At 59.0% G+C, this 20,299-nt stretch carries 22 protein-coding genes, 4 tRNA genes and 1 pseudogene; 8 read left to right on the top strand and 19 right to left on the bottom strand.

Annotation, left to right across the window (positions count from 1 at the left end):
- Positions 1 to 37: 37 nt before the first annotated feature.
- The 4 genes from AMD14_RS05840 (at position 38) to AMD14_RS05855 (ending at position 1,062) form a co-directional block, all read left to right on the top strand.
- A tRNA-Pro gene (locus tag AMD14_RS05840) sits at positions 38 to 114 on the top strand.
- Positions 115 to 156: 42 nt separating this feature from the next.
- A tRNA-Arg gene (locus tag AMD14_RS05845) sits at positions 157 to 233 on the top strand.
- Between the two features lie 32 nt (positions 234 to 265).
- Positions 266 to 342: transfer RNA gene (locus tag AMD14_RS05850), tRNA-His, on the top strand.
- Positions 343 to 498: 156 nt separating this feature from the next.
- On the top strand, positions 499 to 1,062 hold the full coding sequence (locus AMD14_RS05855; RefSeq protein ID WP_011050672.1) for a hypothetical protein: 564 nt from the start codon (positions 499 to 501) through the stop codon (positions 1,060 to 1,062).
- A gap of 146 nt (positions 1,063 to 1,208) precedes the next feature.
- Here the strand turns inward: AMD14_RS05855 and AMD14_RS22885 are convergent.
- The 4 genes and pseudogenes from AMD14_RS22885 to AMD14_RS24840 form a co-directional block, all read right to left on the bottom strand.
- A pseudogene (locus tag AMD14_RS22885) lies at positions 1,209 to 2,376 on the bottom strand (IS3 family transposase).
- Between the two features lie 41 nt (positions 2,377 to 2,417).
- On the bottom strand, positions 2,418 to 3,362 hold the full coding sequence (locus AMD14_RS05875; RefSeq protein WP_223293157.1) for a site-specific integrase: 945 nt from the start codon (positions 3,360 to 3,362) through the stop codon (positions 2,418 to 2,420).
- 71 nt (positions 3,363 to 3,433) lie between these two features.
- Entirely contained in the window at positions 3,434 to 3,823 is a 390-nt protein-coding gene (locus tag AMD14_RS05880) for a helix-turn-helix domain-containing protein (protein ID WP_015462914.1), read from the bottom strand.
- Between the two features lie 438 nt (positions 3,824 to 4,261).
- Positions 4,262 to 4,459 carry a hypothetical protein gene (locus AMD14_RS24840; protein ID WP_015462915.1) on the bottom strand — a complete coding sequence of 66 codons (198 nt, stop codon included), beginning with the start codon at positions 4,457 to 4,459 and terminating at the stop codon, positions 4,262 to 4,264.
- Positions 4,460 to 5,091: 632 nt separating this feature from the next.
- Between AMD14_RS24840 and AMD14_RS05890 the strand changes: the two genes are divergently transcribed.
- Positions 5,092 to 5,622, top strand: coding sequence for a hypothetical protein (locus tag AMD14_RS05890; protein ID WP_011050676.1), 531 nt, complete (start codon positions 5,092 to 5,094; stop codon positions 5,620 to 5,622).
- A 470-nt stretch (positions 5,623 to 6,092) separates the two neighbouring features.
- Positions 6,093 to 6,644, top strand: a complete 552-nt coding sequence (locus AMD14_RS05895; protein WP_011050677.1) for a hypothetical protein — start codon at positions 6,093 to 6,095, stop codon at positions 6,642 to 6,644.
- A 78-nt stretch (positions 6,645 to 6,722) separates the two neighbouring features.
- Here AMD14_RS05895 and AMD14_RS05900 read toward each other — a convergent pair whose 3' ends face one another.
- The 14 genes from AMD14_RS05900 to AMD14_RS24985 all read right to left on the bottom strand — a co-directional run bounded on the left by AMD14_RS05900 (position 6,723) and on the right by AMD14_RS24985 (position 18,122).
- The gene (locus AMD14_RS05900) at positions 6,723 to 7,253 is read right to left on the bottom strand and encodes a hypothetical protein (RefSeq protein WP_015462916.1); all 531 of its coding nucleotides are present in this window, start codon (positions 7,251 to 7,253) and stop codon (positions 6,723 to 6,725) included.
- 1 nt (position 7,254) lies between these two features.
- Positions 7,255 to 7,887, bottom strand: coding sequence for an antirestriction protein ArdA (locus AMD14_RS05905; RefSeq protein ID WP_011050679.1), 633 nt, complete (start codon positions 7,885 to 7,887; stop codon positions 7,255 to 7,257).
- Entirely contained in the window at positions 7,884 to 8,126 is a 243-nt protein-coding gene (locus AMD14_RS05910) for a hypothetical protein (RefSeq protein WP_015462917.1), read from the bottom strand. Before AMD14_RS05910 ends, AMD14_RS05905 begins: the two co-directional genes overlap by 4 nt.
- Before the next feature lie 186 nt (positions 8,127 to 8,312).
- The gene (locus AMD14_RS24980) at positions 8,313 to 8,474 is read right to left on the bottom strand and encodes a hypothetical protein (RefSeq protein WP_015462918.1); all 162 of its coding nucleotides are present in this window, start codon (positions 8,472 to 8,474) and stop codon (positions 8,313 to 8,315) included.
- Positions 8,471 to 8,707 (bottom strand): hypothetical protein, encoded by a 237-nt coding sequence (locus tag AMD14_RS05915; protein ID WP_125459538.1) that lies wholly within the window; start codon positions 8,705 to 8,707, stop codon positions 8,471 to 8,473. Before AMD14_RS05915 ends, AMD14_RS24980 begins: the two co-directional genes overlap by 4 nt.
- Positions 8,708 to 10,649: 1,942 nt before the next feature.
- Positions 10,650 to 11,201 (bottom strand): hypothetical protein, encoded by a 552-nt coding sequence (locus AMD14_RS25540; protein ID WP_040107580.1) that lies wholly within the window; start codon positions 11,199 to 11,201, stop codon positions 10,650 to 10,652.
- Between the two features lie 672 nt (positions 11,202 to 11,873).
- On the bottom strand, positions 11,874 to 12,323 hold the full coding sequence (locus AMD14_RS05925; RefSeq protein ID WP_011050683.1) for a lysozyme: 450 nt from the start codon (positions 12,321 to 12,323) through the stop codon (positions 11,874 to 11,876).
- Positions 12,320 to 12,472 carry a hypothetical protein gene (locus AMD14_RS24545; RefSeq protein WP_015471743.1) on the bottom strand — a complete coding sequence of 51 codons (153 nt, stop codon included), beginning with the start codon at positions 12,470 to 12,472 and terminating at the stop codon, positions 12,320 to 12,322. The genes AMD14_RS05925 and AMD14_RS24545 overlap by 4 nt, the downstream gene beginning before the upstream one ends.
- A gap of 113 nt (positions 12,473 to 12,585) precedes the next feature.
- Positions 12,586 to 14,166, bottom strand: a complete 1,581-nt coding sequence (terL, locus tag AMD14_RS05930) for a phage terminase large subunit (protein ID WP_011050684.1) — start codon at positions 14,164 to 14,166, stop codon at positions 12,586 to 12,588.
- Positions 14,166 to 14,411, bottom strand: a complete 246-nt coding sequence (locus AMD14_RS05935; RefSeq protein ID WP_015462922.1) for a DNA packaging protein — start codon at positions 14,409 to 14,411, stop codon at positions 14,166 to 14,168. The genes terL and AMD14_RS05935 overlap by 1 nt, the downstream gene beginning before the upstream one ends.
- A complete protein-coding gene (locus AMD14_RS05940; RefSeq protein WP_011050686.1) occupies positions 14,408 to 14,680 on the bottom strand; it encodes a phage holin family protein in 273 nt (90 codons plus the stop codon). Before AMD14_RS05940 ends, AMD14_RS05935 begins: the two co-directional genes overlap by 4 nt.
- A gap of 7 nt (positions 14,681 to 14,687) precedes the next feature.
- Positions 14,688 to 15,152: a hypothetical protein gene (locus AMD14_RS22895; protein WP_075149954.1), complete on the bottom strand. Its 465-nt coding sequence runs from the start codon at positions 15,150 to 15,152 to the stop codon at positions 14,688 to 14,690.
- Positions 15,152 to 17,212, bottom strand: coding sequence for a pyocin knob domain-containing protein (locus AMD14_RS05945; RefSeq protein WP_011050688.1), 2,061 nt, complete (start codon positions 17,210 to 17,212; stop codon positions 15,152 to 15,154). Before AMD14_RS05945 ends, AMD14_RS22895 begins: the two co-directional genes overlap by 1 nt.
- Positions 17,187 to 18,122: a phage tail tip fiber protein gene (locus AMD14_RS24985; protein ID WP_171843832.1), complete on the bottom strand. Its 936-nt coding sequence runs from the start codon at positions 18,120 to 18,122 to the stop codon at positions 17,187 to 17,189. The genes AMD14_RS05945 and AMD14_RS24985 overlap by 26 nt, the downstream gene beginning before the upstream one ends.
- Here AMD14_RS24985 and AMD14_RS05960 point away from each other — a divergent pair.
- A protein-coding gene (locus tag AMD14_RS05960) for an IS3-like element ISXac3 family transposase (protein ID WP_087943921.1) occupies positions 18,121 to 19,265 on the top strand; the annotation gives its coding sequence in 2 pieces (ribosomal slippage) (positions 18,121 to 18,358 and positions 18,358 to 19,265; 1,146 coding nt in all). The genes AMD14_RS24985 and AMD14_RS05960 overlap by 2 nt on opposite strands.
- A gap of 4 nt (positions 19,266 to 19,269) precedes the next feature.
- Here the strand turns inward: AMD14_RS05960 and AMD14_RS05965 are convergent.
- On the bottom strand, positions 19,270 to 19,671 hold the full coding sequence (locus tag AMD14_RS05965) for a phage-related DNA-directed RNA polymerase (protein ID WP_011050690.1): 402 nt from the start codon (positions 19,669 to 19,671) through the stop codon (positions 19,270 to 19,272).
- Between the two features lie 501 nt (positions 19,672 to 20,172).
- Between AMD14_RS05965 and AMD14_RS05970 the strand changes: the two genes are divergently transcribed.
- Positions 20,173 to 20,248: transfer RNA gene (locus tag AMD14_RS05970), tRNA-Lys, on the top strand.
- Positions 20,249 to 20,299 lie beyond the last annotated feature (51 nt).

A 20,299-nucleotide genomic window follows, 5' to 3' on the forward strand; every position in this document is an offset into this window, starting at 1 on the left:
GCCGACCTTTCGAGCCTTCGGGATTGAAAGGTCCCGCCGGGGTATAGCGCAGTCTGGTAGCGCGCCTGCTTTGGGAGCAGGATGTCGGGGGTTCGAATCCCTCTACCCCGACCATTCCGAGCTTTCGACGGCGTGGGAATGCGAAGTTCGGTCCGGGCGCCCGTAGCTCAACCGGATAGAGCACCGGCCTTCTAAGCCGGCGGTTACAGGTTCGAGTCCTGTCGGGCGCGCCATCGGCGGTACGGTAGGAAGCAGGTTTTCAGTGGTGGCTGTAGCTCAGCTGGTTAGAGTACTGGATTGTGATTCCAGATGTCGGGGGTTCGAGTCCCCTCAGCCACCCCATCTCTTCAAGCGATTAGCTGGAAACCCTAGGGTTTTCAGTTATTTGCAGCTATTAAATCCCTATTGTGGGCTGTGTTGCAGTCATGGATTTGTCCCTTTTCAGGGATTGGTGCCGCGCTTCCTAATCTTCAGTATTTTGTCGAGCAAGGGGGGAGCATGAAAGATTTCTTCAGCAAAATTCTTGTCGATCTGCTGGCTAAGGTGATCGTAGGCCTGTTGGTGGCTGTCGGCGCGCTGTTGGTTGCGTCGCCGACCCTTCGTGCGTGGGCTGTAAGTGAGTACTTAGTTCAAAAATGGGCGGTGTGGATTTTCTTTCCTATGTTCATCCTCGTAACTGCTGCAGCTAGTGCTTGGCTGGGCCGAGTTAGGGGAAGCAGGGCGGGAAGCGGCCCGCAGAACTTGACACTGACCGATGGTGACCCAACTTATGTGCCGACTGAGCTTGAAGACGAATGCATTGTGCTCATTCGGTTCAGTGATGAGTTGGGCGTCACCGTGAAGACCATGCATGGAGTGATGAACGAGGGGCATGCAGTTCGCGACCTTGAGTACGCAGCGGAGCATCTTATTGATGTGGGCTGGGCAGAGGCGCACTATGGCTTTCTCGGTGAGAAGCTGTACGTTCTTGCAGGTCCTGGGTTGACCTACGCGCGTGAGAAGAATTATGCGGCGGCGACCGGTACTGCGCGCGAATCGTTACGCAAAGCACTTAGGGTTTAACTGTCAGCCAGGGCGCTCAGCTGAAATGTCTAGCGTGCGGGAAAGCGAGGCGGTGCCTAACTAACAGAGTTTTTTTGATTGGGATGGGCTGCTCAGAGGGGAGAGTGAGTGCCGTTCCATTGATACGCCCAGGGTTCCGTAGACACTCAAGACCCTCGTTGCGCGTAGCGCCGTTCAAACTCTACAGGGGACAGGTCGCCAGTTGAACCATGACGGCGTTGTGGGTTGTAGAACATCTCGATGTAGTCGAACACCTCGGCGCGTGCGGCGTCCTTGGTGGGGTAGATCCGCCGCCTGATCCGCTCGCGTTTGAGCAGACCAAAGAAGCTCTCCACCGGTGCGTTGTGCCCCAAGGGCAGGCTTCGCGCTCGTGGCAGTTGCCACGCCGACTCATGCTGCACACCAAGCCATGGGACGCCAGGAAACTGCGCCAGTCATCGCTGGTGTAGACAGACCCCTGGTCCGAATGAACCAGGCAACCAGCGCTGGGTTTGCGCCGCCACACCGCCGACAGCAAGGCCTGCACGACCAACTCGGTATCGGCTCGATCGCGCATCGCCCAGCCGACGACCTGCCTGGAAAACAGATCGATCACCACAGCCAGGTACATCCAGCCTTCATGCGTACGGATGAAGGTGAAGTCGCTCGCCCAGGCCGTGTCCGGCTCGGTCACGTCGAACTGTCGATCCAGCAGGTTGGCTGCCGCCTTGCACGGCGTTCCGCCATGGAAGCGCGGCTTGCGGCCATAGCCCACCTGGGCACGCAGTCCCTCGGTGCGCATCAATCGATGCACCCGATGGCGACTGCAACGCTCACCCAGATCGCGTAGATCCTTGGCAATCTTGCGATGCCCATAGACACTGCCGCTGGCCAACCAGTGGTGCTTGATCAGCCCCAGCAGGCGTTCGTCTTCCTTGGCGCGTTCACTGTCGGGCGACTTTAGCCACGCGTAGTATCCAGCCCGGTTCACCCGCAAAACCCGGCACATCGCGCACACCCTGAATTCTTCGCGGTGGACTTGCATGAAGAGGTACTTTGCCTTTACCCCTTGGCAAAGTACGCGGCGGCCTTTTTTAGGATGTCGCGCTCCTCCGTCACCCGGCGCAACTCGATCTTCAGCCGCCGGACTTCGGCGCTCTGGTCCGCCTCAGCGCGCTGTACTACGCCGGGCTTGCCGAACTTGCGCAGCCAAGCGTACAGGCTGTGCGTGGTGACACCCAGTCGCTCGGCGACCTCTGCCACCTTGAACCCACGATCGGTCACTTGCCGGACCGCCTCGATCTTGAACTCATCCGTATACCGCTTACTGCTCATGGACACCTCCGAATCAGCCATTTTCCATGGCCTTGAGATGTCTAGGAAATCCTGGGCGTATCAAGCGCTGTTTTTGCTTTGCCTAGATTCCAGAGCTGAGTTGCTCGGATGCGTCGTAGCCCTGCGAAAGGCCCGTCCGTATTGTTTGCTTTGCGGCGTTTGAGGATCTGCAAAACACGATCCGTGCATGGAATCGTTCGGATTCGTCCTCCCTTCTGTTCCCCTTTGCGCCAGAACTTAACACCAACCACTCCAGGCTGTAGCTCCCAGTCGATGTCCCTCCAGCGAACTTTGAGCGCCTGGCCGGCACGACAACCGATGTCTGCGAGAAAGGTGAAATAGTCCACGTAGTCTGCAGCATCTCGTACGACGGGGTTGCCCCCCTTTGGACCGTCTTCTCGCTCGTCCAACTTAGCTATGGCATCGAAGATCGCTCGCTCGTCCTGTGCGGTCAACACAAACTGCCGCGCGTTGTCGCCCTCCTTATATGGCTTCCACCTGGGCAAGTCTCCGGGATACTGCTTATGAGCCTTTGCGTAAGCCAGGACGTGCATGAGGGCGAACAGCTTACGGTTGACCGTTGCCTTGGCGTTCTCTTCGTCGTTTATGAGGAAATCGGCGTAGTCCTCGATTTTCTCTTGGTCAACGAAAGCAACCGGTACGTCAGCTGTCAGATATTTCTGCGCCTGTCCACAGTTGACCTTGTAAGTCTCGTTGGAGAGGGTGGTGCCCCATCCACCTTCTCCGCGGTCGCGCAAGCAGGCATCGCAGGCCTCCTTGAGGCTCCAGGACTTCGCTTCATGGCGGCGCTCCTGGATAGCTGCGAGACGTTCGCCGCGGAGAATGCGCTTGAGTTCGAGCGAGGTCACCGCGGGGTCATCGCGCAGTGCATCGATGATATTTTGTTCTTTCTTCTCGGCGAGGTGCCGATCTCGTGTTCCGGTTGAGAGCCGCTCGCGACGATTCCCAACTTGCACATCGATCATGTAATAGCGTCGGTCGGCCTCCCCTGGTCGGGGGGCCGTGCCCTTGAGACGTAGTGGCATCGCATCTCCATTTATGCGGACTTAGCGGCGCGGATACCTCGTTTTTCGAGACTCTTATTCACGCGCTCGGTGAGACTGTTTAGGTACTGCTGGCCCTTCGGCGTAACGAACAGCAGGTTCCGCCGCCGATAGGCGGGGTCAGGACGTTGCTGGACGAACTCCACGCCAGGCTTGCCCTTCTTGTCATACTCGCTCCAGTCCATGACGTGGCGAGATGCAGAGGAGCTGCTGAGGCCCTTGATGTGCTTTCCGAGGTCTAACTGTTGAAGCCCTGGGTGCTCGTAGGTCGTCGTCAAACAGAGCAACTTGGAAGCCAATAAATCCGCGTCCACATCTTCCCGAAGCCCTTCCAGTGCAACCTGCAGGATATGGACGAGTTCGTCGGTCGTAAGTTTGGTCATGGGGTGGTTCCAATGGGTTTCAGGAAGTGGGCGCCACCTTCCCCCAAGGTCGGCGCTATTTCGGGTTATGTCCCTCAATTGCAATAATACCGGGGCCGCACCCGATGTACACCTCGTCGTTCGAGTAATAGTCGATCCAGAAGCCCTTCTGGTTCGTGCTTGCCGCCAAAAACGAAATTCTGGCGCGGAAAGTAACAACAGAGAGAAGGGCAGAAATCAGTCTCACAGATGCTCGGTCTCTATGGCTCGACAAAGGGTCACGTCCCGCAATGGGGCCAATTCCATCACGACTCATGATTGCTCGAAAGCAAGTTTAGGCGGCGCCAAACGGCGCGGCGGCGATAGCGGCCCAGAGGGCGACTCCGCCTAGCAGGAAGCCCAGGAACAACCCCTTTACCACCAAGATGCCGATCTCCTGGACGATGCGGCTGGCGTGCCTCACGCGGCCTCCGCCGGAATCGGGTGGCGGAGCACTGATAGCTCCCAAGCCTGCCCGTTTTCGGTGACGGCGTGTAGTTGGACAGGAGCCTCCGGGGCGGCAACGCGAGCTATCGCAAGGGCGTCGGCAATTGCTTCTAGTAGGTCCTGAGAAGTGCGGTATTCAGTGCGCACAATGCGGGCAATCTGCGGGGTCATGTGGCCTCCTGATCGTCCGTGTCGTAGTGCTTCCGCATGGCGCTATTAGAGCTTTGATCGGTCTCATGGGCGGAGACTAGTGGTCGGCCAGCTAGGTCATAAATAACAACAAACATTGCGATAACTCCTTTTGATTGAGACAGCCGCAGGTCTCTACCTCAGTTGTTGAGTCTGCTGCGTAGTCCACGAGTGGTGTCCCATGTTGGTGTTTTGGGTATGACCGTTCGTCAGTGAGTGCCTAGTGGCACAACGGGTTACAGGAATTTCCCACATTTGGTGTTGACCCCTCCCTGGCACCCCACTATCTTGGGGGCCAGGCGAGGGGGTTAGCCGCGGACAGCGGGTCAAAGGTGTGCAGTGGTCCGCTTGCTGTCATGTCACAGCTGACGAAAGTGCAGCTATTCATGCGCATAGGTATGGGCTTCGCCGCAGTTGGTTTTAACTTGCGACAACAACGTTGTGATTCGATGCGCGACGATTAGCGTTTATTTGTGACGTACATCGCGGTAGGCGTGGCGCAATGCCTCTAGATGGAGTCAGTGAGTTACTTTCCATTCATTTGTGAACGGAATATAAACTATGAAAGTTGTCAACTCTTCTAGAGATCTTCGTATGCGTTTAGAGTTCGTTACATGGACGCAATCAAGGCCGCCACCGAGGAAATTGCTAAGGCTGATCGACAGATCGAGGCCTTGCTCAAGCGTCGGGATGAGCTAGTCAGCTTCTTGAATATGGCGAAGGAGTTGTTAGGTCTGCAGGTCACTTCACTGCCGACCGTCCCGCTGCCGCCTCTGCCCAAACCAATTGCACCAGGCTTACAACCTGGCGTTATTCGGACTGTAGTGCCGGCGGTCCAGGTTGCGGTCGTACCCCGGCCACTCAAGGACAGGGTAGTTGAGGCTTGCTTGGAGTTGCTGAAAGACGGATTTCCCATGAAGCCCGTGACGCTTGTTGAGGCTTTAGAGCTTCGTGGGATTGAAATTGGCGGCGCGAACAAAGCAATGTCGCTTTCTTCGATGCTGTCTAAAGATAAGCGTTTTCAGCCTGATCGAAAGTGGGGCTGGAGCCTGAAGCGAGCCCCCTCTCCAGTTGCAGCTGGAGAGGGAGGTAATACTAAACAGGGTGAGACCCCTGACGCAGACAGCAGCGACAATGAGCTGTGAGGAGGTACGAGATATGGCACACATTCACCATATGACCTTAAGAGTCTAAGGTGGTTCATAGGCCCTGACGTTAGCGTCGGGGCCTATTCTTTGGTGAAAGCGAAATTACGTCAAGTTGTTCCTTGCGGATGACTTGTCCGTGTCTTTCTACGCTGGCTTCGTCAGCATCTCTGTAAGCAACTTCGCGTGTGCTTCGACCGCGCAGTCGGCAATCCAGCCGTCGATGTAGTGACCCGCGTTGTCGTGGTAGTCCACCCAACGGACTTCCCAGTGGTCGGGAGTCTCGCCAGGCTTGGGAGGCTCGGTGTACTCAGTTCGCCGAAGGTGCCCCCGCGGGTGATGCGGGGGCCGTAGGCAAAGACGCGGCCGTCTGAGGTATGGACTGTCTTGTCAACGTGCGGGGCGTAAAAGCTGTTCACCGCCGTCCTCGTAGATTTTTAGGCTGCATAGCTGTGCTCCAATAGCCCCGGATGTCGATCACTGGGGATTCGATGGTTGATGTAATTGAATTCATGAAAGCCACTCTCGGCCCTGCCGTCGCGGCATTGGGCGTGGCGGTAGCAGTTGCTCAGTGGCGCACTGGAACCATCAAACTTCGGCTTGATTCGTATGACCGACGGTTGAGGGTCTACAAGGCCACGATAGGGTTGCTAGATTGCGTACTGGCAGAGGTCCGATGGCGGCGCGGGCCGGCGTACCGACAAAAGAGCAATTGTTTTCACAAGCCGTACGAGGACATCCCGGCGGACGTTCTTGCAGAATTTGACGATTGCCTCCTTGAAGCGTCCTTCCTCTTCGGCAGGGAGGTAACAAGCCTCATGTATGCAATCAGGAGCGATATGGAGCTGATCCGGAGAGAGGCGACAGCTCTTGAGCGCAAGTCGCCTTTCGACCTCTCAGATGCGGTCACGCTGAATGACATGGCAAGCCTGCGGGCAGTGGAGAGAAAAATTGGCAATGCGCGTGGGCGAGTCGAATCAGCCTTCGGGCGCTATCTTCGTTTTCAGAAATTTCGGAAATAGTGGCGGCCAAATCCACGTGTCCCTGCCCCTAGTCGCCTGTCGCAGAAGCACCGTGTGCGTGTTGGTTGTGACAGCCGCTTATGCGGCCCTCCGCAACTCGACAGTGCGCGCCGGCAGCTCAATAGTCGGTCCCCAGTTCACCAGCGCACCGATACTCAGTGCGAGGTCGCAAGCCATCGTGTCAGCGTGTGAACCGTCATCCGCGACGCCCCATAGTTCATCGCTGTAGTCGGTCTTGTTGCCGTCCGCATCAAGCAGCGTGACGATTACGCCGATGTAGCCCCAACCATCGCGGCACCACGCCTTGAGGTGTTCGTAGTCCTCGCGGGCGGCCAGTGCGGCGATCTGGCGCTTGCTCATGCCCGGCTCGGCGTAGCGCGATCCCCAGCCATCACGTAGGGCGATCTTGCAGGCTTCCGCGAAGTCGTAGAAGCGGACCTCCATCGGGCTGTGCTGATTCAACACCAGCTCACCGGGGCGCTTGGTGCGCTTGTGTCGCCACCCGGAGACAGGCCCATGTCCGTCCTCGCGGTCCCAGGGCGTGCCGGCGTCGTGGTCGTGTTCCTTCTCAACGGCGAAGGTCAGGCTGTGCAACTCAATGGTGCTCATGTCAGTGGCTCCAGAAGTAGTGGCCGCGCGATTCGTAGGCCTCGCCACCCGTCCGCATGTCACGGCCATAGCTTTCGTAATCAAAGTAGCGCCGCAGGTTCTCGGGGACGTCCTCAAGAAGCGCAGTCTCGTCCGCGTGGTGCTCGGCCATCTCCGCCCAGCTGTTGAACTCGCCGATGTAACGCTCGCGGAACGTATCCACGTCCTCTTCCCCCTCGACCTCGCAGAAGGCATCGAAGGCTTCGCGTTCGTCGTCACTGAGGTCTTCCAGCTCCTGCAGCCGTTCCACCAGAGCGGCCAGGTCGGGGTGTTCGGTGTCCCGGAAGCTGGTCGGCAGGTCTTCGCTGTCATGGACGGCCCATTCCTCGGCGCTGGGCACCTTGCCTGTGCCACCGCACATGGGGCACGCCTTACGTTCGTTGGAGACGCAGGACGCGGCCAATCCGCCGTCACCGTCGCCACCGCACTCAGGGCACTTCACGGTCACGTTAGGCTCCGGCGACTCGCGCAGCATCTCTGCTATCTCGGCCTGCACGTCGTCATAGTCCAGGCCGTCCAGTTCGATCCAGCGGCCATGCAGGACGCCATTGTTGTAGGAGGCCAGGCAGGCCACGTAGATGCGTGGGGCGGTCACGACGCGTCCCCTTTCGGTGCGTGGAAGTTCAGCGCCACGCTGTTGCCGCTCTTCGTGATGTCGTGATCTGCCTGTTCAACCGCCGCCTCTAGCAGTGCCTCGGCAATGGCGTCGGCATGCTTGCGCGCGGTCTTCTGCGGGTCACCGCCGACTCGGCGCATAACTTGAAGAAGCATCGAAGCTTCGACGTTGGTAAGCAGCAGGACGGTGGCGCCCTTTTCGTAATAGGCGAAGGCCATGCGGTTTCTCCAGGCAACAAAAAAGCCGCCCGGAGGCGGCTTGTGGGAATTTTCGGACAGCGCAACGCGCCTTCCAGTGATGTTCAAAGACCTGCGCGATGCTAGGATTTACTCACCAGCCACCGGGCCGTAGGCAGCCCATCCGGTGTGGCGCTAGGGCAGCGCTCCCGCTGGTACTTCAGGCATTCAGCCGAACAACTTGATGACCGCCGCGACCGCTGCGAACAGCGCCGTGGTGACGACCATCGGATACCAACGAGTCTCAAGCATCAGCTTGTCGGACTCGCGGTTGAGTTTGCGAATCTCAGCGCGCAGCTTGGTGAGCTTCAAAGCGTCCTCCTCGATCATGCGGACGCTCCAGAGTTTACGTCCTGAATGCAGAAGTTCCACCCCTCGATCCGCAGCCACTCCTGCTCGTCAGTGCACCAGGCGCGGAAGTGTCCGTCTAAATCGGTGTCGGGGCGGATCAATAGGTGCAGATCGAGCGTCGTTGTCCTGGCGAATACTTCGCGAGTGAAGCCGGCCATGACTGCGGCGTTGTCGCACTCCAGCCCCTCAGTGATCCCGTCGTGCTCAGCCATGAGTGCGTCCTTCGTGTTCGAGCCGGGCAGCAACAAGTGCGCCCAGAGTCGGATAGATGCCAACCGCAAGGCCGTGGTGCCGCAGCACCCAACGGCCAACGACGCGCAGGCAGGTGTACTGCGCTCTTCTTGCCGGCCTCCCCATGCCGGCTTGAACTCTTCTGTGGTGCGCTTCCTTATACCTGGTCATGTCACGCTCCTTCGTGGGATTTGTGCCAGATGTGGGATGCAGTGGACAGGGCTTCGGTACGGCCGATGCTCGTCCGGTAGCACGCCAGTTCCCACCTCACGGTGTCCATCAGGCGGTCGTCGGGTGCAACGTAGGGGATCGCATCGTGTTCCATAGGGTTCTCCATTGAATCAAGCCACTCAAACACCCCCGTGTGACCGAGGCGCTTGAGTGGCCCGACTCTCCTGCGGTGTGCAGGATTGTCAGGCCGTGCCGGTTTCGGGCCAGTGCCGCTCCGCTGTCGTTGAGGGGTCGTCATGTGGGTGGGTGAAGGCAGAGCCATTCCCGTCCCGGACTTCCCGCAACGACGCCTCATCGCGCCTTAGCTGGTCCAGCCGCACCGTGTTATTTACGACCCCGTGCAAGGGTCGGAATGCGGCGGGAGAGCTTCCCGCCTTGTCAGCTGGCTGCCTCAGCAGCCGTGGGACATATCCTAAATCTGCTAGCGTCCCGTTGTCAAGTCATTTCCCAATAATGGGATGATACGGCCGCGATATCTGAGAGCACCCCGGAACCGTGCGGCCTCTAGCCGCCTTGGCCTCTTTCGGTTCCCCTGCGGTTGCCTCTCGGCTTAGTCGCAGGCCCTTGAAGGCCACCCCAGTAGCGCATCGCACGGGCTGGGGCCGGTTGAATCCGATTGCTTCTCCTAGCGCCGCGCTGGGCGGCTCAGGGATCGCTTCGGCCGGTGTGGCTGGCCGATGGGATATAAGCTAGATCAATTCCTCATATGGGTCAAGTCCCGAATTAGGGATTAAGTAAAAATTGCCTGGGTGATCACAAAGACGGTAGGGCGCTAGCCGTGGTCTGTCAGTGCTATATCAGTGGGGCGACTAGTGCGCCGGCTGCTGGGCTGTGCGGCAGGAGTAATCACGGGGCAGGGTAGGGCCGTGAGCGATCGGCGGGTGCTGGCCTATGGTCGGAAGCAAAACGACAGATAGGGACAGAGAGACGCGAACACATGCGGACAGCTTAAGCGCGCCAGCTGTGCGCTATTGGTGCGCGTTGGGGTAGCCCTTGGATAGGGAATCCAGCGCGGTATGCCTCAAATCAATGACATAGCCCAGCAGGTGACGCCGTAGAAGACGGCTAGGCCAGGCAGGCGTTCGAAGAGAAGGGAAGACGGCACACCGCGACCCCAGAGGGGGGGAAGCGCGCGACGTTTCGGAGTCAGATACCGCCGCGGAAATTTGCGGTGCACATTTCTCCCCTCTTCCGCGCACCTCAAGAGACCTCTAGGAAGGCTGAGACGGCCAGAAGCCCGCTGCCGCCAGAGGGGCGGGAGAGATTATCAGAGGGTGTTAAGAAGGCGGCGCTCTGGGTCGCGCAATCAGTCCCTGGGGTCAGGGGTAGCTTCACCTTTCTCACCGGAGGAGCGGGAAGCGGCTGCAAGGCGCGCCAACGCTGCGAGAATCATCACCACTGGTGCCACGCCGATGATCCAAGCAAACGCGCTGTAGCCTTCATACCGAGCCCAAGCAAAGAGCAGAAGCAGTACGAAGCATCCCGGCCCCAGCATCAACGCTCCGAGGAACGGCGTTAGCCTCTTAATACTCACTAACGATATTCCAAGATAAGAAAATGTAACCAACGGGCGATGGGGTGGTGGCAGATTGATCGCGGTAATCCCAAGGCACTTCCCTGTGCCCTGCAGAAGACTCCAAGCGCTTTAACGAATTGATGTCACACGCGCTTGGATTGCATTCCAAAGATCGGTCAATACGCCGAGCGCTCTACCGTGCAGGTTTGAGTCACGCACACGATTCTGGTGATTGTGCCACCAGTGCCGCCAGACCCTGAAAAGCTCACGGTGCCGCCAAAGCGTTGAATGAGCGCAACCATCGGAGCCAAGTTGTCACCACCGTAGTTGGTCCAAGTGCCCGAAAGTTCGCTGGCCTGCTTCGGAATCGTCTGGCCCGCTGCCGTTCTTTCGCTGCCGGGTTCGGATTTTCCATTCGCCTGGGCCAAATCGACGATCACGCTGACATACGAGCCGTCCTTGAAGACAATTCGGAAGATGAGGCGTGCTTGATCTCTGACGCCAGTGTAATTCGTTACGAGTTGCAGCAGATCGGTCAAAGCCCCCATGACGCTAGAGCCTGTGACCTTATCTATAAGCACGCTGCTACCTGCGGCACCTTCAACCATTCCCCGCAGATTCGTATCGGTTACGTAATCGTATGCGGTCTTCTCCCGTGCATCAGGATTCAACCCCAGCATTGCGACCGGGATGTTGTAGATTGGTCGAATGGTGCCCCCAGCAATCACGTGAAACGTGTGCGCCTTAGAAATCTCTTGAGTTGCACCGCCTGGCGCCGTCTGCTTGCGCACGACTGGTGTCGACGCGGCCCCGGCCCTCGCGGGTACCGTTCCACCGCCACCACCCGACCCAACATACCACTGCTGAACCAAGTTGTTAGAAACGCTGTAGACGATATGCGTGCCCGGGCCAGCCCGCACCGCTTCGGCTCGAAAGTCGCCGTCTACCTGACAGGTTTCGCATCTGATTGCAACAGCTTCTGCGCGATCTGAGACGGCAGCAAAGCCTGCCGCCAGAATGACTATCCATATGTATTTCACAACAGCTCCCTAGCCTCTGCGAATGCAGCATGAACAGCGTATTAGAGAGGCGCTATTGTTGCAATAGAGGCACATGAGTGACCTTCCCGATTTTGACAAATCAAGCGCGTATGCACGTACAGAATCACGAGCACAACAACACAGGTTGGTGTGAAGCAGACTCATGCGGATACCTAGACTGCCCCGTTCGCGCAAAGGCTGTACCCGGGTGGCGCGCAGCGTGTTGTGCAGTTCATTAAGGACCGGCAGGAGGCCAGAAGCATCAGAGGGGACGCTTGAGGTGCTTCAGCGCAACCAGGAAAGCAGTAGCAAGACCGAACGAAGTGATGGCTTCGCTGCAGCACTTACAGAAAGCTCGCTTCATGAGCGCGTTTCCCACATCGCCACGTTCGCCCTGCGGCGGACGATGAGGCCGGGAAGCCTTTTGGCCTTGCCGTTGACCTCACCGTACACCCAACGTGGCAGCTGCGTGGATACTGATGCGTAGTTGCCGGAGTTAAGCAAACGTAGCAGGGTCGAGGTGCGAAGGCGCTCGGCCCCTAGGTTGAACACGAAATCCACTAGGGCAGCCTCCTGCTGCGCTGTGAGGGGCACGTGCACGTACTTCCTTACGCCGGCCAAGGCCTTTGCCAGGTCGGCCTCCAGCAGCGCATCAGCGCGCTCCTGAGTGATCGTCAGTCCAGGGGTTACGTCGTAGCCTGTGTGGCCGTATCCGATGGTCAGCTTGCCGGCTGGGCACACGTAGGAGCGAAGGCGCAAACCCTCACTCAACTTGGTGAGCGGGGTTGCGATGCGGATGGATTCGCTCAACGGACCTGCTTGCGCGGCTTCGTGCCAGTCGAACTGCCGCCACCGCTAGGTGTGCCGGTCGCGGCCGATGCCTTGGCCTTACGGATACGGTTGCGGATGAAGAGGCCGAACGCCAGGAAGACGGCGGCAGTGATGAAGAACTCGGTCATGGGTATTTCCTTTGTTAGTAGTTGTCGTAAAAGTTCGCCTCGTCCACCGCACGGCCAGTGACCGATTGGATGAAGTCGAGGTAGTCCTGCTCTTGGAGTTCCTCCATGCGCCGCTACTCTTCGTCCTCGACATTGCGTGCGAGCTGGTCGGCCCAGTACGCGAGCGCCATGGCGAGTGGTTCCACGCGGTCGTCGTGCTTGACGGCGCCGCGGTCGCGGGTCATTCGGGAGAGTTGGTGGAATAGTTGGTAGTGATGGTTTTCGGTGTCCGCATCGGCGCGGATCACGGCCTTGTCCACGACCAGGCGATGCTGGTTCAAAACCGGCTCGATGGTGTCGCAGATTCGGCGCTCCTTCTGCGTTGAGTGCTTGATTTCCTCGACGGAGCACGGGTAGATCCGCTTAAGAACCGGCTCGAACAGCTTGTTGAACATGCCGTCGCCGAAGTTTGATTCGACAAGGATTAGCTGGACCTTCTCTGCGCGCGCAATGTGCGCTAAGCCCTCCAGCGTGGAGTCCTCGTATCCGCCCTTGAAGCCGCCCGAGCGGCGCAGGTAAATCATGCCGCGCAGCACTTTGGTGACGCAGAAGCCTGTCTCGTCGCCGCCCCGTCCGGACGGATCGACGGTCATCAGCGATCCAGTGAACTCTTCCATTTCGGGAGCCACGTACATCGGCTGGTGCCAGCGGTCGCCCGAGAAGCCCACGGAGGGCAATTCCTCGACTACATGCTGTTTACCGGAGGACCACACGACGCGGATCGGCGCGACCTCGCGGTCAACGTCCATGACGATGAAGTCCGACAGCTTGAGCGGATACTTCTCGGCGTCAGACAGCGTGGTGTCCAGCATGAACTGCAGAGCGAAACCAGCACGTCCGTAGGACGCTTCGCGCTCCATCAGGTCCTTCTCGTCGAAGCGCCTGGAGTCGGTCGGCGTCCAGGCGAGGGCCTGATTGTCGTCGAACGCCGCCGCGATCACTGGAGCGAGCATGGCGCCGTATGCGACGCGCTGCTTCATGTTCTTTGGAAAGCGCGCGGGCCAAATGCGGATGTCGTACCCGCGTTCCGGCAGCTTGTTGTAGAGCGACTCTTCGGTCTGTGGCGTGCCGAGGTAGATCACCTGTCCACCTGGCTTCAGTACCGCATCGAACTCCTTGATGAGTTCTGCGAGCTTCTCCCGCTGCACGATGGTCTGCGAGTTCTTCACGACCTCGATGTCATCGGGAATAATCGTGTTAGCGCGCGAGCCGGTCAGCTGGCCCGTGATGCCCACCGACTTCACCGAAGGCGATTGGTCAGGGAGGGCAGGGCCAACGTCGAAGGCAAGGTTGGAGTTGCGCTGGTCGCTGCGAGGGCGCAGGTGCGAAAGCGGCTCGAAGGTTTCGATGATCTGCTTGACGAACACCGAGAACGCGTCAGCGCGTTCCTTGCTCGCCGATACGACCATGATTTTGTGTTGCGGATCTTTCCATAGAAGCCAGCACACGTATCCTGCTGTGAGGAACGACTTGCCCACGCCTCGGAACGCCTGGACCATTCGACGCCTTGGCCCGTGCTGCAGGTACGAACAGATGTCGTACTGCACGGGCGTTGGCGAGGGCAGGGCCAGGTGCGTCCAGAGGTCGAACGCGAAGTTGCGGAAGTCCTCCCAGGGGTGAATGACGTGCAGGGAAGTGATCCCTGACGCTTCCATCAGTGGTGCTTCAGGCTCTCGGCGGGATCGAAGGGATGCTTCGAGACTGCATCGGCGACCTTGCCAACCGGGTTAGTCTCGGTCGCCACGGAGTCGATGCCGTTGTCCTTTAGGAACTGGCGGGCCACATTAAGCAGCGCGGCCAGCCCTTTGTCGCCGGCCTCCATATTCCGGATGGTGTCGCTCAGCTTGTCTGCGATGGCGCCATGAAGGCGTTCCATCGAATCCTTGCTGGCCTTGCTCATTTCTTCAGGTACTTGTTGAAGGCTGCCTCTAGTGCGGAGGTGCCGAGCGAGGAGAATACGCACGCGATGCCAACGATTGCTGCGGTGCCCAGGCCAGGGATCAGTACCAGGATGCCGGCCGACGCCACCCCGAGGCCGGCGTGTAGAAGGGCACGACCAATCACCTGGCGGGGCTTGAGGGGTTCGTCGGAGACAAGCAATTTTGCGATGCCGATCAGCGCTCCGACAGCACCGAGGGTGCCGAGGAGCGTAAGTTCTTCTTTGTTCAAGGGTTCCTTACACAGTGTTGAAGTAGTCGTAGTAATTCGTCGCGTAGGCGGTAGTGCTGCTCTGTCCGTCACTGACAGTGCACCCCACGGTTACGCTTCCGGTTTGATTCATCGTGGCGGTGACGCTTACATCGCAGTGCGGCCCAGATGGGCCGATCGATACATTCGACACTTGGCTGGAGCCGCTCACGAACCAGGAATAGGTGAGGTTTCCGTTTCCGCCTGCGGTGTAGATGCTTGCGCGTGCCCCCAACTGCCGGGTCATAGGTGTGCGACTGTTTCCGTTGTTGTACTGGGCGGAGCTCCCAGTGGCGTTGCTTGAGAGTGAGGTGTATGCGGTGTAGATGGTCACCCAGCCACCACCCCACCGAAGGCGGACGGCAGCTGGGTTGATCCACGTGCCACCCCATTTCAGGCGCACGATCCAGGGCTTCCGATACGCGCCGCCCCATTTGATAAGCCAGCCACTCATTACGGCTGAATCCAAAGGACACCATCGGCGCCGCCAGGATCTGTCGTCGATACGATGACCATGCCGCATTGCTGACAGGCGCCCCAGCTGCCGCCCTGCCTTTGGCGGCGAAATTGCTTGGGCGGATTTGATGTGAAGTTGATGACCTCCTGCTGCACCCAATCACCGTTGTGGACGGTTACGTGGCCGAGCCACCAATCTGAGTTGTCGGGAGAGTTGGTAGCGCCTACAGCCATCCAGATTCCCTGAGTGACACAAGTGTTCCAGTCACTATGCTGCCGCCCACTCACGCCGTAGTATCCGGTGTTGCCGGCATGCTTGAGTTCCTGTCCCGCCGCCTGCAGGGTGGTGCCGTCCCAACCGATTGTCGGTCCCGTTCCGAACTGCAGAAATCCGATGTTCCCGTTAGCCGTGCTTTGAATAGCCGTGGTGTGGCTTCTACCGATGTCAACTAGGCGCACGTCGTCGCCAATCTGTACGTAAGCTCCGTTGCCGGAGCCACCCGCAATTAAATGGGGCGCGGTGAAGGCGCCAGTGACGCCATTCCACTTGGCATACTTGAAAGACGTGCCATAGCCGAAGCGCAGTACGACGCTCTGATTGGCATCTTCGGCGTAAAAGTATTGATCGTTGTTGGCGCCGACAAAAACGCCGGCGAAGCGCGGCTGCCCGCCCATATCCACCTTGGAGGCAGGATTGAAGTTGCCAGATGTCCACACGGTTCCCGAGGAGTCCAGGGATGCGTTGAACTTGCCTTCAATTTGGAACCTGAAGGCGTCTCCCTGCTTGAAGAGCCAGCTATCGCTTGCTCCGAAATAAACCACGCCATCGTTTGCGATTCCGCCCCAGCCGCTTAACCGGAGAGAGCTATTCCGCACGGTGACACCGCCCGTAAAGGAGGGCTTGTCGATAGGTGCTTTCGTGTCCAGCGCTGCCTGCTGAGCGTTGCTCACCGGCTTATTTGCGTCGGATGTGTTGTCCACGTTAGAAAGCCCAACGTCGCCCTTCGTGTGCATGTGTCCGCTCGGAGGGTATGAAGCTGGCTTGTTTGTGACATGACTGCTGAAATCCACGCTGTCGCGTGTAGCTAAAGTGCCCAGGCCGGAGATGTCGCTCGGTACCAGCTGGACCGCTCCGGACTTGCCTGCCACTGAGGTGACCTGCTCGGTGTTGTCGATGTGGTCCCAGCCGGAGCCGTTATGGACGATCTGGTCGCCGGGGTTGTACTGGCGACCGCCAATGGAGCCGCCCGTAGTGACTTTGTAAAACGCGCCAGTGTTACCGCCCGATGGGAACGACCCGGTACCGGCGTCCCAGCCGCCTCGATAGACCAGCGTGCCCGTAAGGGATGCTTTGGCCTGCTCGGACCAGTGCTTAGCTGAAAAGGCCCCTGGCTCAATCTCAGTTCCAGCCGGGGCGTTCGCCCACGACTGCGCGTGGTCGCTCCAATCTTCCGCCTGGTGTGCGTAGGACGCGGCCTGCGCTTCACTTGACGCGGCTGCGCTTGCGGAAGCCACGGCCTGGGCCTTGGAGTTCGCTGCTTGGATCGCGTCAGCGTCAGCATCGGCTGCGCTTGCGGAAGCGGCGCTATCATGCAGTCCGGCCGATTGGTTGCTCGACTCCGACGCAGACGCGCTTGCGGCACTTGCCGTTGCACTTGCAGCTGACGCTTCTGCTTGGTCGGTCGCGTCTGCGAGTTGCTGAGCTGCGTCTTCGGCACTCGTTTGTGCATCGTTGGCGGAGGCCTGCGCGCCCTCAGCGTACAGCCGGGCCATATTGGCAAACTCGGAAGCGCCGCTAACGGCGCCCGTTAGTTCATCCACCAACTCTGAGACATCCTTGGAGAGCTGGAGGAAGGAAGGCAGGACGTGATCCTTGCCGAGGCCGTCAGTGACCGTTACAGCTCCTTGGGGTTGAGTGAGGAGCGCGATCATCTGGCCCTCGCGCGTGTTCCAGCGATCTACCAATGCCGAGATGCGTTCCGCGAGCTTTGCATTGGAAACGTAGCCTGGTGTTTCTGCCATTAGTTCCTCGTTATCGGAGTCCTTGGATGAATCCACGGACCTTTGTGATGATCAGGCGGTCACCGCGCGAAGAATCGGCGATGGCCACACGGTAGGTGGCTTCCGCCGTTGTCGGGTCTCCGACGTAATTGAGCGCATGGTTGAACTTGTGGCCCGAGCCTTGAATGATGAAGTAGGTATCCACCGTCACCCAGGCCGCACCAACTAGCTTTTGGATGTAAATGAATGCACGCCCGTTGTCTGACGACGCATGGTCCACGCCTGCACTGAGTACGATCAGCGGCGTGTGCGACTCGCCTAGTAGCACAGGCGCCGGGAGTGTGAAGTTGACGATTCCCGTGGTGTTATTCATCGACACCGAGCCAGTCCAATCTACGGGGGCCAAGCGATTGAAGTTGCCGACGATGTTTGGCGCGGACACGCGGCCTTTGAAGCCTGCGTTGCCCGAGCGATCAACCCAGAAGACGGCGTTGTTCTCGTTCTTGTCTCCTGCCCCGACCCAAATGGGCCAAGCGCCGACGTTGGACAACTCGACGCGGAACTCGTGCGCGTCGACGATATTGCCGTTGACATCGAGCGTGTGCGTCTTGAACGTGCCGCCGTTGACGGTTCCCATGTTGGCGGTGATGGCGGCTAGCGAGTTCACTGTCAGCTTGTTCGCGGTGATCGAGCCGTCTACCAGCAATTGCCCAGTGATGCCCACCGTGCTCAGGCCACCCACGGTCCCTACCACGAAGGGAAACTTGCGAGCACCGTAGCCCGCGGTTGGTGTCGTGATGGCGAAGCGATCCGACTGGACTACGAAGTCCGACCCGCCCGGGTATGCACTAAGCGCGATGCCGGCGACGACAGGGTTGTTAGGGTCGCCGCCGTTGATCCGGTGATACGCCCAGGATTTCCTAGACATCTCAAGGCCATGGAAAATGGCTGATTCGGAGGTGTCCATGAGCAGTAAGCGGTATACGGATGAGTTCAAGATCGAGGCGGTCCGGCAAGTGACCGATCGTGGGTTCAAGGTGGCAGAGGTCGCCGAGCGACTGGGTGTCACCACGCACAGCCTGTACGCTTGGCTGCGCAAGTTCGGCAAGCCCGGCGTAGTACAGCGCGCTGAGGCGGACCAGAGCGCCGAAGTCCGGCGGCTGAAGATCGAGTTGCGCCGGGTGACGGAGGAGCGCGACATCCTAAAAAAGGCCGCCGCGTACTTTGCCAAGGGGTAAAGGCAAAGTACCTCTTCATGCAAGTCCACCGCGAAGAATTCAGGGTGTGCGCGATGTGCCGGGTTTTGCGGGTGAACCGGGCTGGATACTACGCGTGGCTAAAGTCGCCCGACAGTGAACGCGCCAAGGAAGACGAACGCCTGCTGGGGCTGATCAAGCACCACTGGTTGGCCAGCGGCAGTGTCTATGGGCATCGCAAGATTGCCAAGGATCTACGCGATCTGGGTGAGCGTTGCAGTCGCCATCGGGTGCATCGATTGATGCGCACCGAGGGACTGCGTGCCCAGGTGGGCTATGGCCGCAAGCCGCGCTTCCATGGCGGAACGCCGTGCAAGGCGGCAGCCAACCTGCTGGATCGACAGTTCGACGTGACCGAGCCGGACACGGCCTGGGCGAGCGACTTCACCTTCATCCGTACGCATGAAGGCTGGATGTACCTGGCTGTGGTGATCGATCTGTTTTCCAGGCAGGTCGTCGGCTGGGCGATGCGCGATCGAGCCGATACCGAGTTGGTCGTGCAGGCCTTGCTGTCGGCGGTGTGGCGGCGCAAACCCAGCGCTGGTTGCCTGGTTCATTCGGACCAGGGGTCTGTCTACACCAGCGATGACTGGCGCAGTTTCCTGGCGTCCCATGGCTTGGTGTGCAGCATGAGTCGGCGTGGCAACTGCCATGACAACGCACCGGTGGAGAGCTTCTTTGGTCTGCTCAAACGCGAGCGGATCAGGCGGCGGATCTACCCCACCAAGGACGCCGCACGCGCCGAGGTGTTCGACTACATCGAGATGTTCTACAACCCACAACGCCGTCATGGTTCAACTGGCGACCTGTCCCCTGTAGAGTTTGAACGGCGCTACGCGCAACGAGGGTCTTGAGTGTCTACGGAACCCTGGGCGTATCACGCAGCTTCTTGTAGTTCACGTCCTGTGCGATGGCAGAGCCGACAGAGCGCGCAACGGCGGTCAACTTAGCCTGCTCACCGGCAAGGGCGTTCACGCATACCACGGCAGTTAGGTAGGCGCAGCCCTCGGGGTCGAGATGCTCCAGCCACTTCACCGCCGTGTGTCTCCGGCCACCGCCGCCCTGTTTGGCCTTCTCGACAAACTCACGGATGGCCTGGCCGGTGGCCGCGACCGCCTGCATGACCAGCTTCTTGCCGGGGCCGGTGTCAGCCTCGTCGGAATTGGCGCGGGCCTTTTCGTAGCGAGCGATGCCGAGGGAGGTTGATTCGGACTCCAGCTGGAGTTGGCGTTCGTGGAGCGTCTGGGCGGTGGATTGCATATTAGGAATGCGTCCCGAAGTTGAGATTGAATGGGCAAACGAAAAACGCCCCCGCCCGAAGGCGGAGGTGTTGGCTGAACAGTTGAAACCGGCACGGCCGGAAGTGTCACTTGAAGCGCACCTCCAGTAGGACTGGAAGAGACCTCTAAGTGGCTCCTCTATAGTGATGTTGAATCATATCCCATATGCGGGATATATGTCCTGACTCAGAGGGGAGGCCTGCGTCCTCCACACTTAAAGTTCGTTTGGTCTATAGCCCCGACTAATTGGCGCGTCACCTGTGACGCCACGGATGTCACCTTTACGTCACCCGCGGCGTCACAAAACCAAGAAAACGTTGTATGCTTACGGGCTGGGGCGGGATTGTGATTCCAGATGTCGGGGGTTCGAGTCCCCTCAGCCACCCCACTGATGACGAGAAATTGCAGGTATGTTTGACCCGATGTGTCACAGGGTGTTGCAACAAAGCAAAAATGCACATACAATGTGCGACCAGTTTCAGGGCCGTTAGCTCAGTTGGTAGAGCAGTTGACTCTTAATCAATAGGTCCAAGGTTCGAATCCTTGACGGCCCACCAAATAAAAGCACTTAGGCACTGCCTAGGTGCTTTTCTTTTTCCAGGATTGAA

It is taken from the genome of Xanthomonas citri pv. citri (assembly GCF_000961215.1).
GTDB classification, from domain to species: Bacteria; Pseudomonadota; Gammaproteobacteria; order Xanthomonadales; family Xanthomonadaceae; genus Xanthomonas; species Xanthomonas cissicola.

Coding starts and splice junctions, on each gene's coding strand:
- AMD14_RS22895 (WP_075149954.1), bottom strand. CDS start 15,152: ATGAGTGGCTGGCTTATCAAATGGGGCGGCGCGTATCGGAAGCCCTGG.
- AMD14_RS05965 (WP_011050690.1), bottom strand. CDS start 19,671: ATGCAATCCACCGCCCAGACGCTCCACGAACGCCAACTCCAGCTGGAG.
- AMD14_RS05935 (WP_015462922.1), bottom strand. CDS start 14,411: ATGAGCAAGGCCAGCAAGGATTCGATGGAACGCCTTCATGGCGCCATC.
- terL (WP_011050684.1), bottom strand. CDS start 14,166: ATGGAAGCGTCAGGGATCACTTCCCTGCACGTCATTCACCCCTGGGAG.
- AMD14_RS05890 (WP_011050676.1), top strand. CDS start 5,092: ATGGACGCAATCAAGGCCGCCACCGAGGAAATTGCTAAGGCTGATCGA.
- AMD14_RS05875 (WP_223293157.1), bottom strand. CDS start 3,362: ATGATCGATGTGCAAGTTGGGAATCGTCGCGAGCGGCTCTCAACCGGA.
- AMD14_RS05900 (WP_015462916.1), bottom strand. CDS start 7,253: ATGAGCACCATTGAGTTGCACAGCCTGACCTTCGCCGTTGAGAAGGAA.
- AMD14_RS05895 (WP_011050677.1), top strand. CDS start 6,093: ATGTCGATCACTGGGGATTCGATGGTTGATGTAATTGAATTCATGAAA.
- AMD14_RS24985 (WP_171843832.1), bottom strand. CDS start 18,122: ATGGACACCTCCGAATCAGCCATTTTCCATGGCCTTGAGATGTCTAGG.
- AMD14_RS24840 (WP_015462915.1), bottom strand. CDS start 4,459: ATGACCCCGCAGATTGCCCGCATTGTGCGCACTGAATACCGCACTTCT.
- AMD14_RS05880 (WP_015462914.1), bottom strand. CDS start 3,823: ATGACCAAACTTACGACCGACGAACTCGTCCATATCCTGCAGGTTGCA.
- AMD14_RS24545 (WP_015471743.1), bottom strand. CDS start 12,472: ATGACCGAGTTCTTCATCACTGCCGCCGTCTTCCTGGCGTTCGGCCTC.
- AMD14_RS05855 (WP_011050672.1), top strand. CDS start 499: ATGAAAGATTTCTTCAGCAAAATTCTTGTCGATCTGCTGGCTAAGGTG.
- AMD14_RS24980 (WP_015462918.1), bottom strand. CDS start 8,474: ATGATCGAGGAGGACGCTTTGAAGCTCACCAAGCTGCGCGCTGAGATT.
- AMD14_RS05910 (WP_015462917.1), bottom strand. CDS start 8,126: ATGGCCTTCGCCTATTACGAAAAGGGCGCCACCGTCCTGCTGCTTACC.
- AMD14_RS05915 (WP_125459538.1), bottom strand. CDS start 8,707: ATGGCTGAGCACGACGGGATCACTGAGGGGCTGGAGTGCGACAACGCC.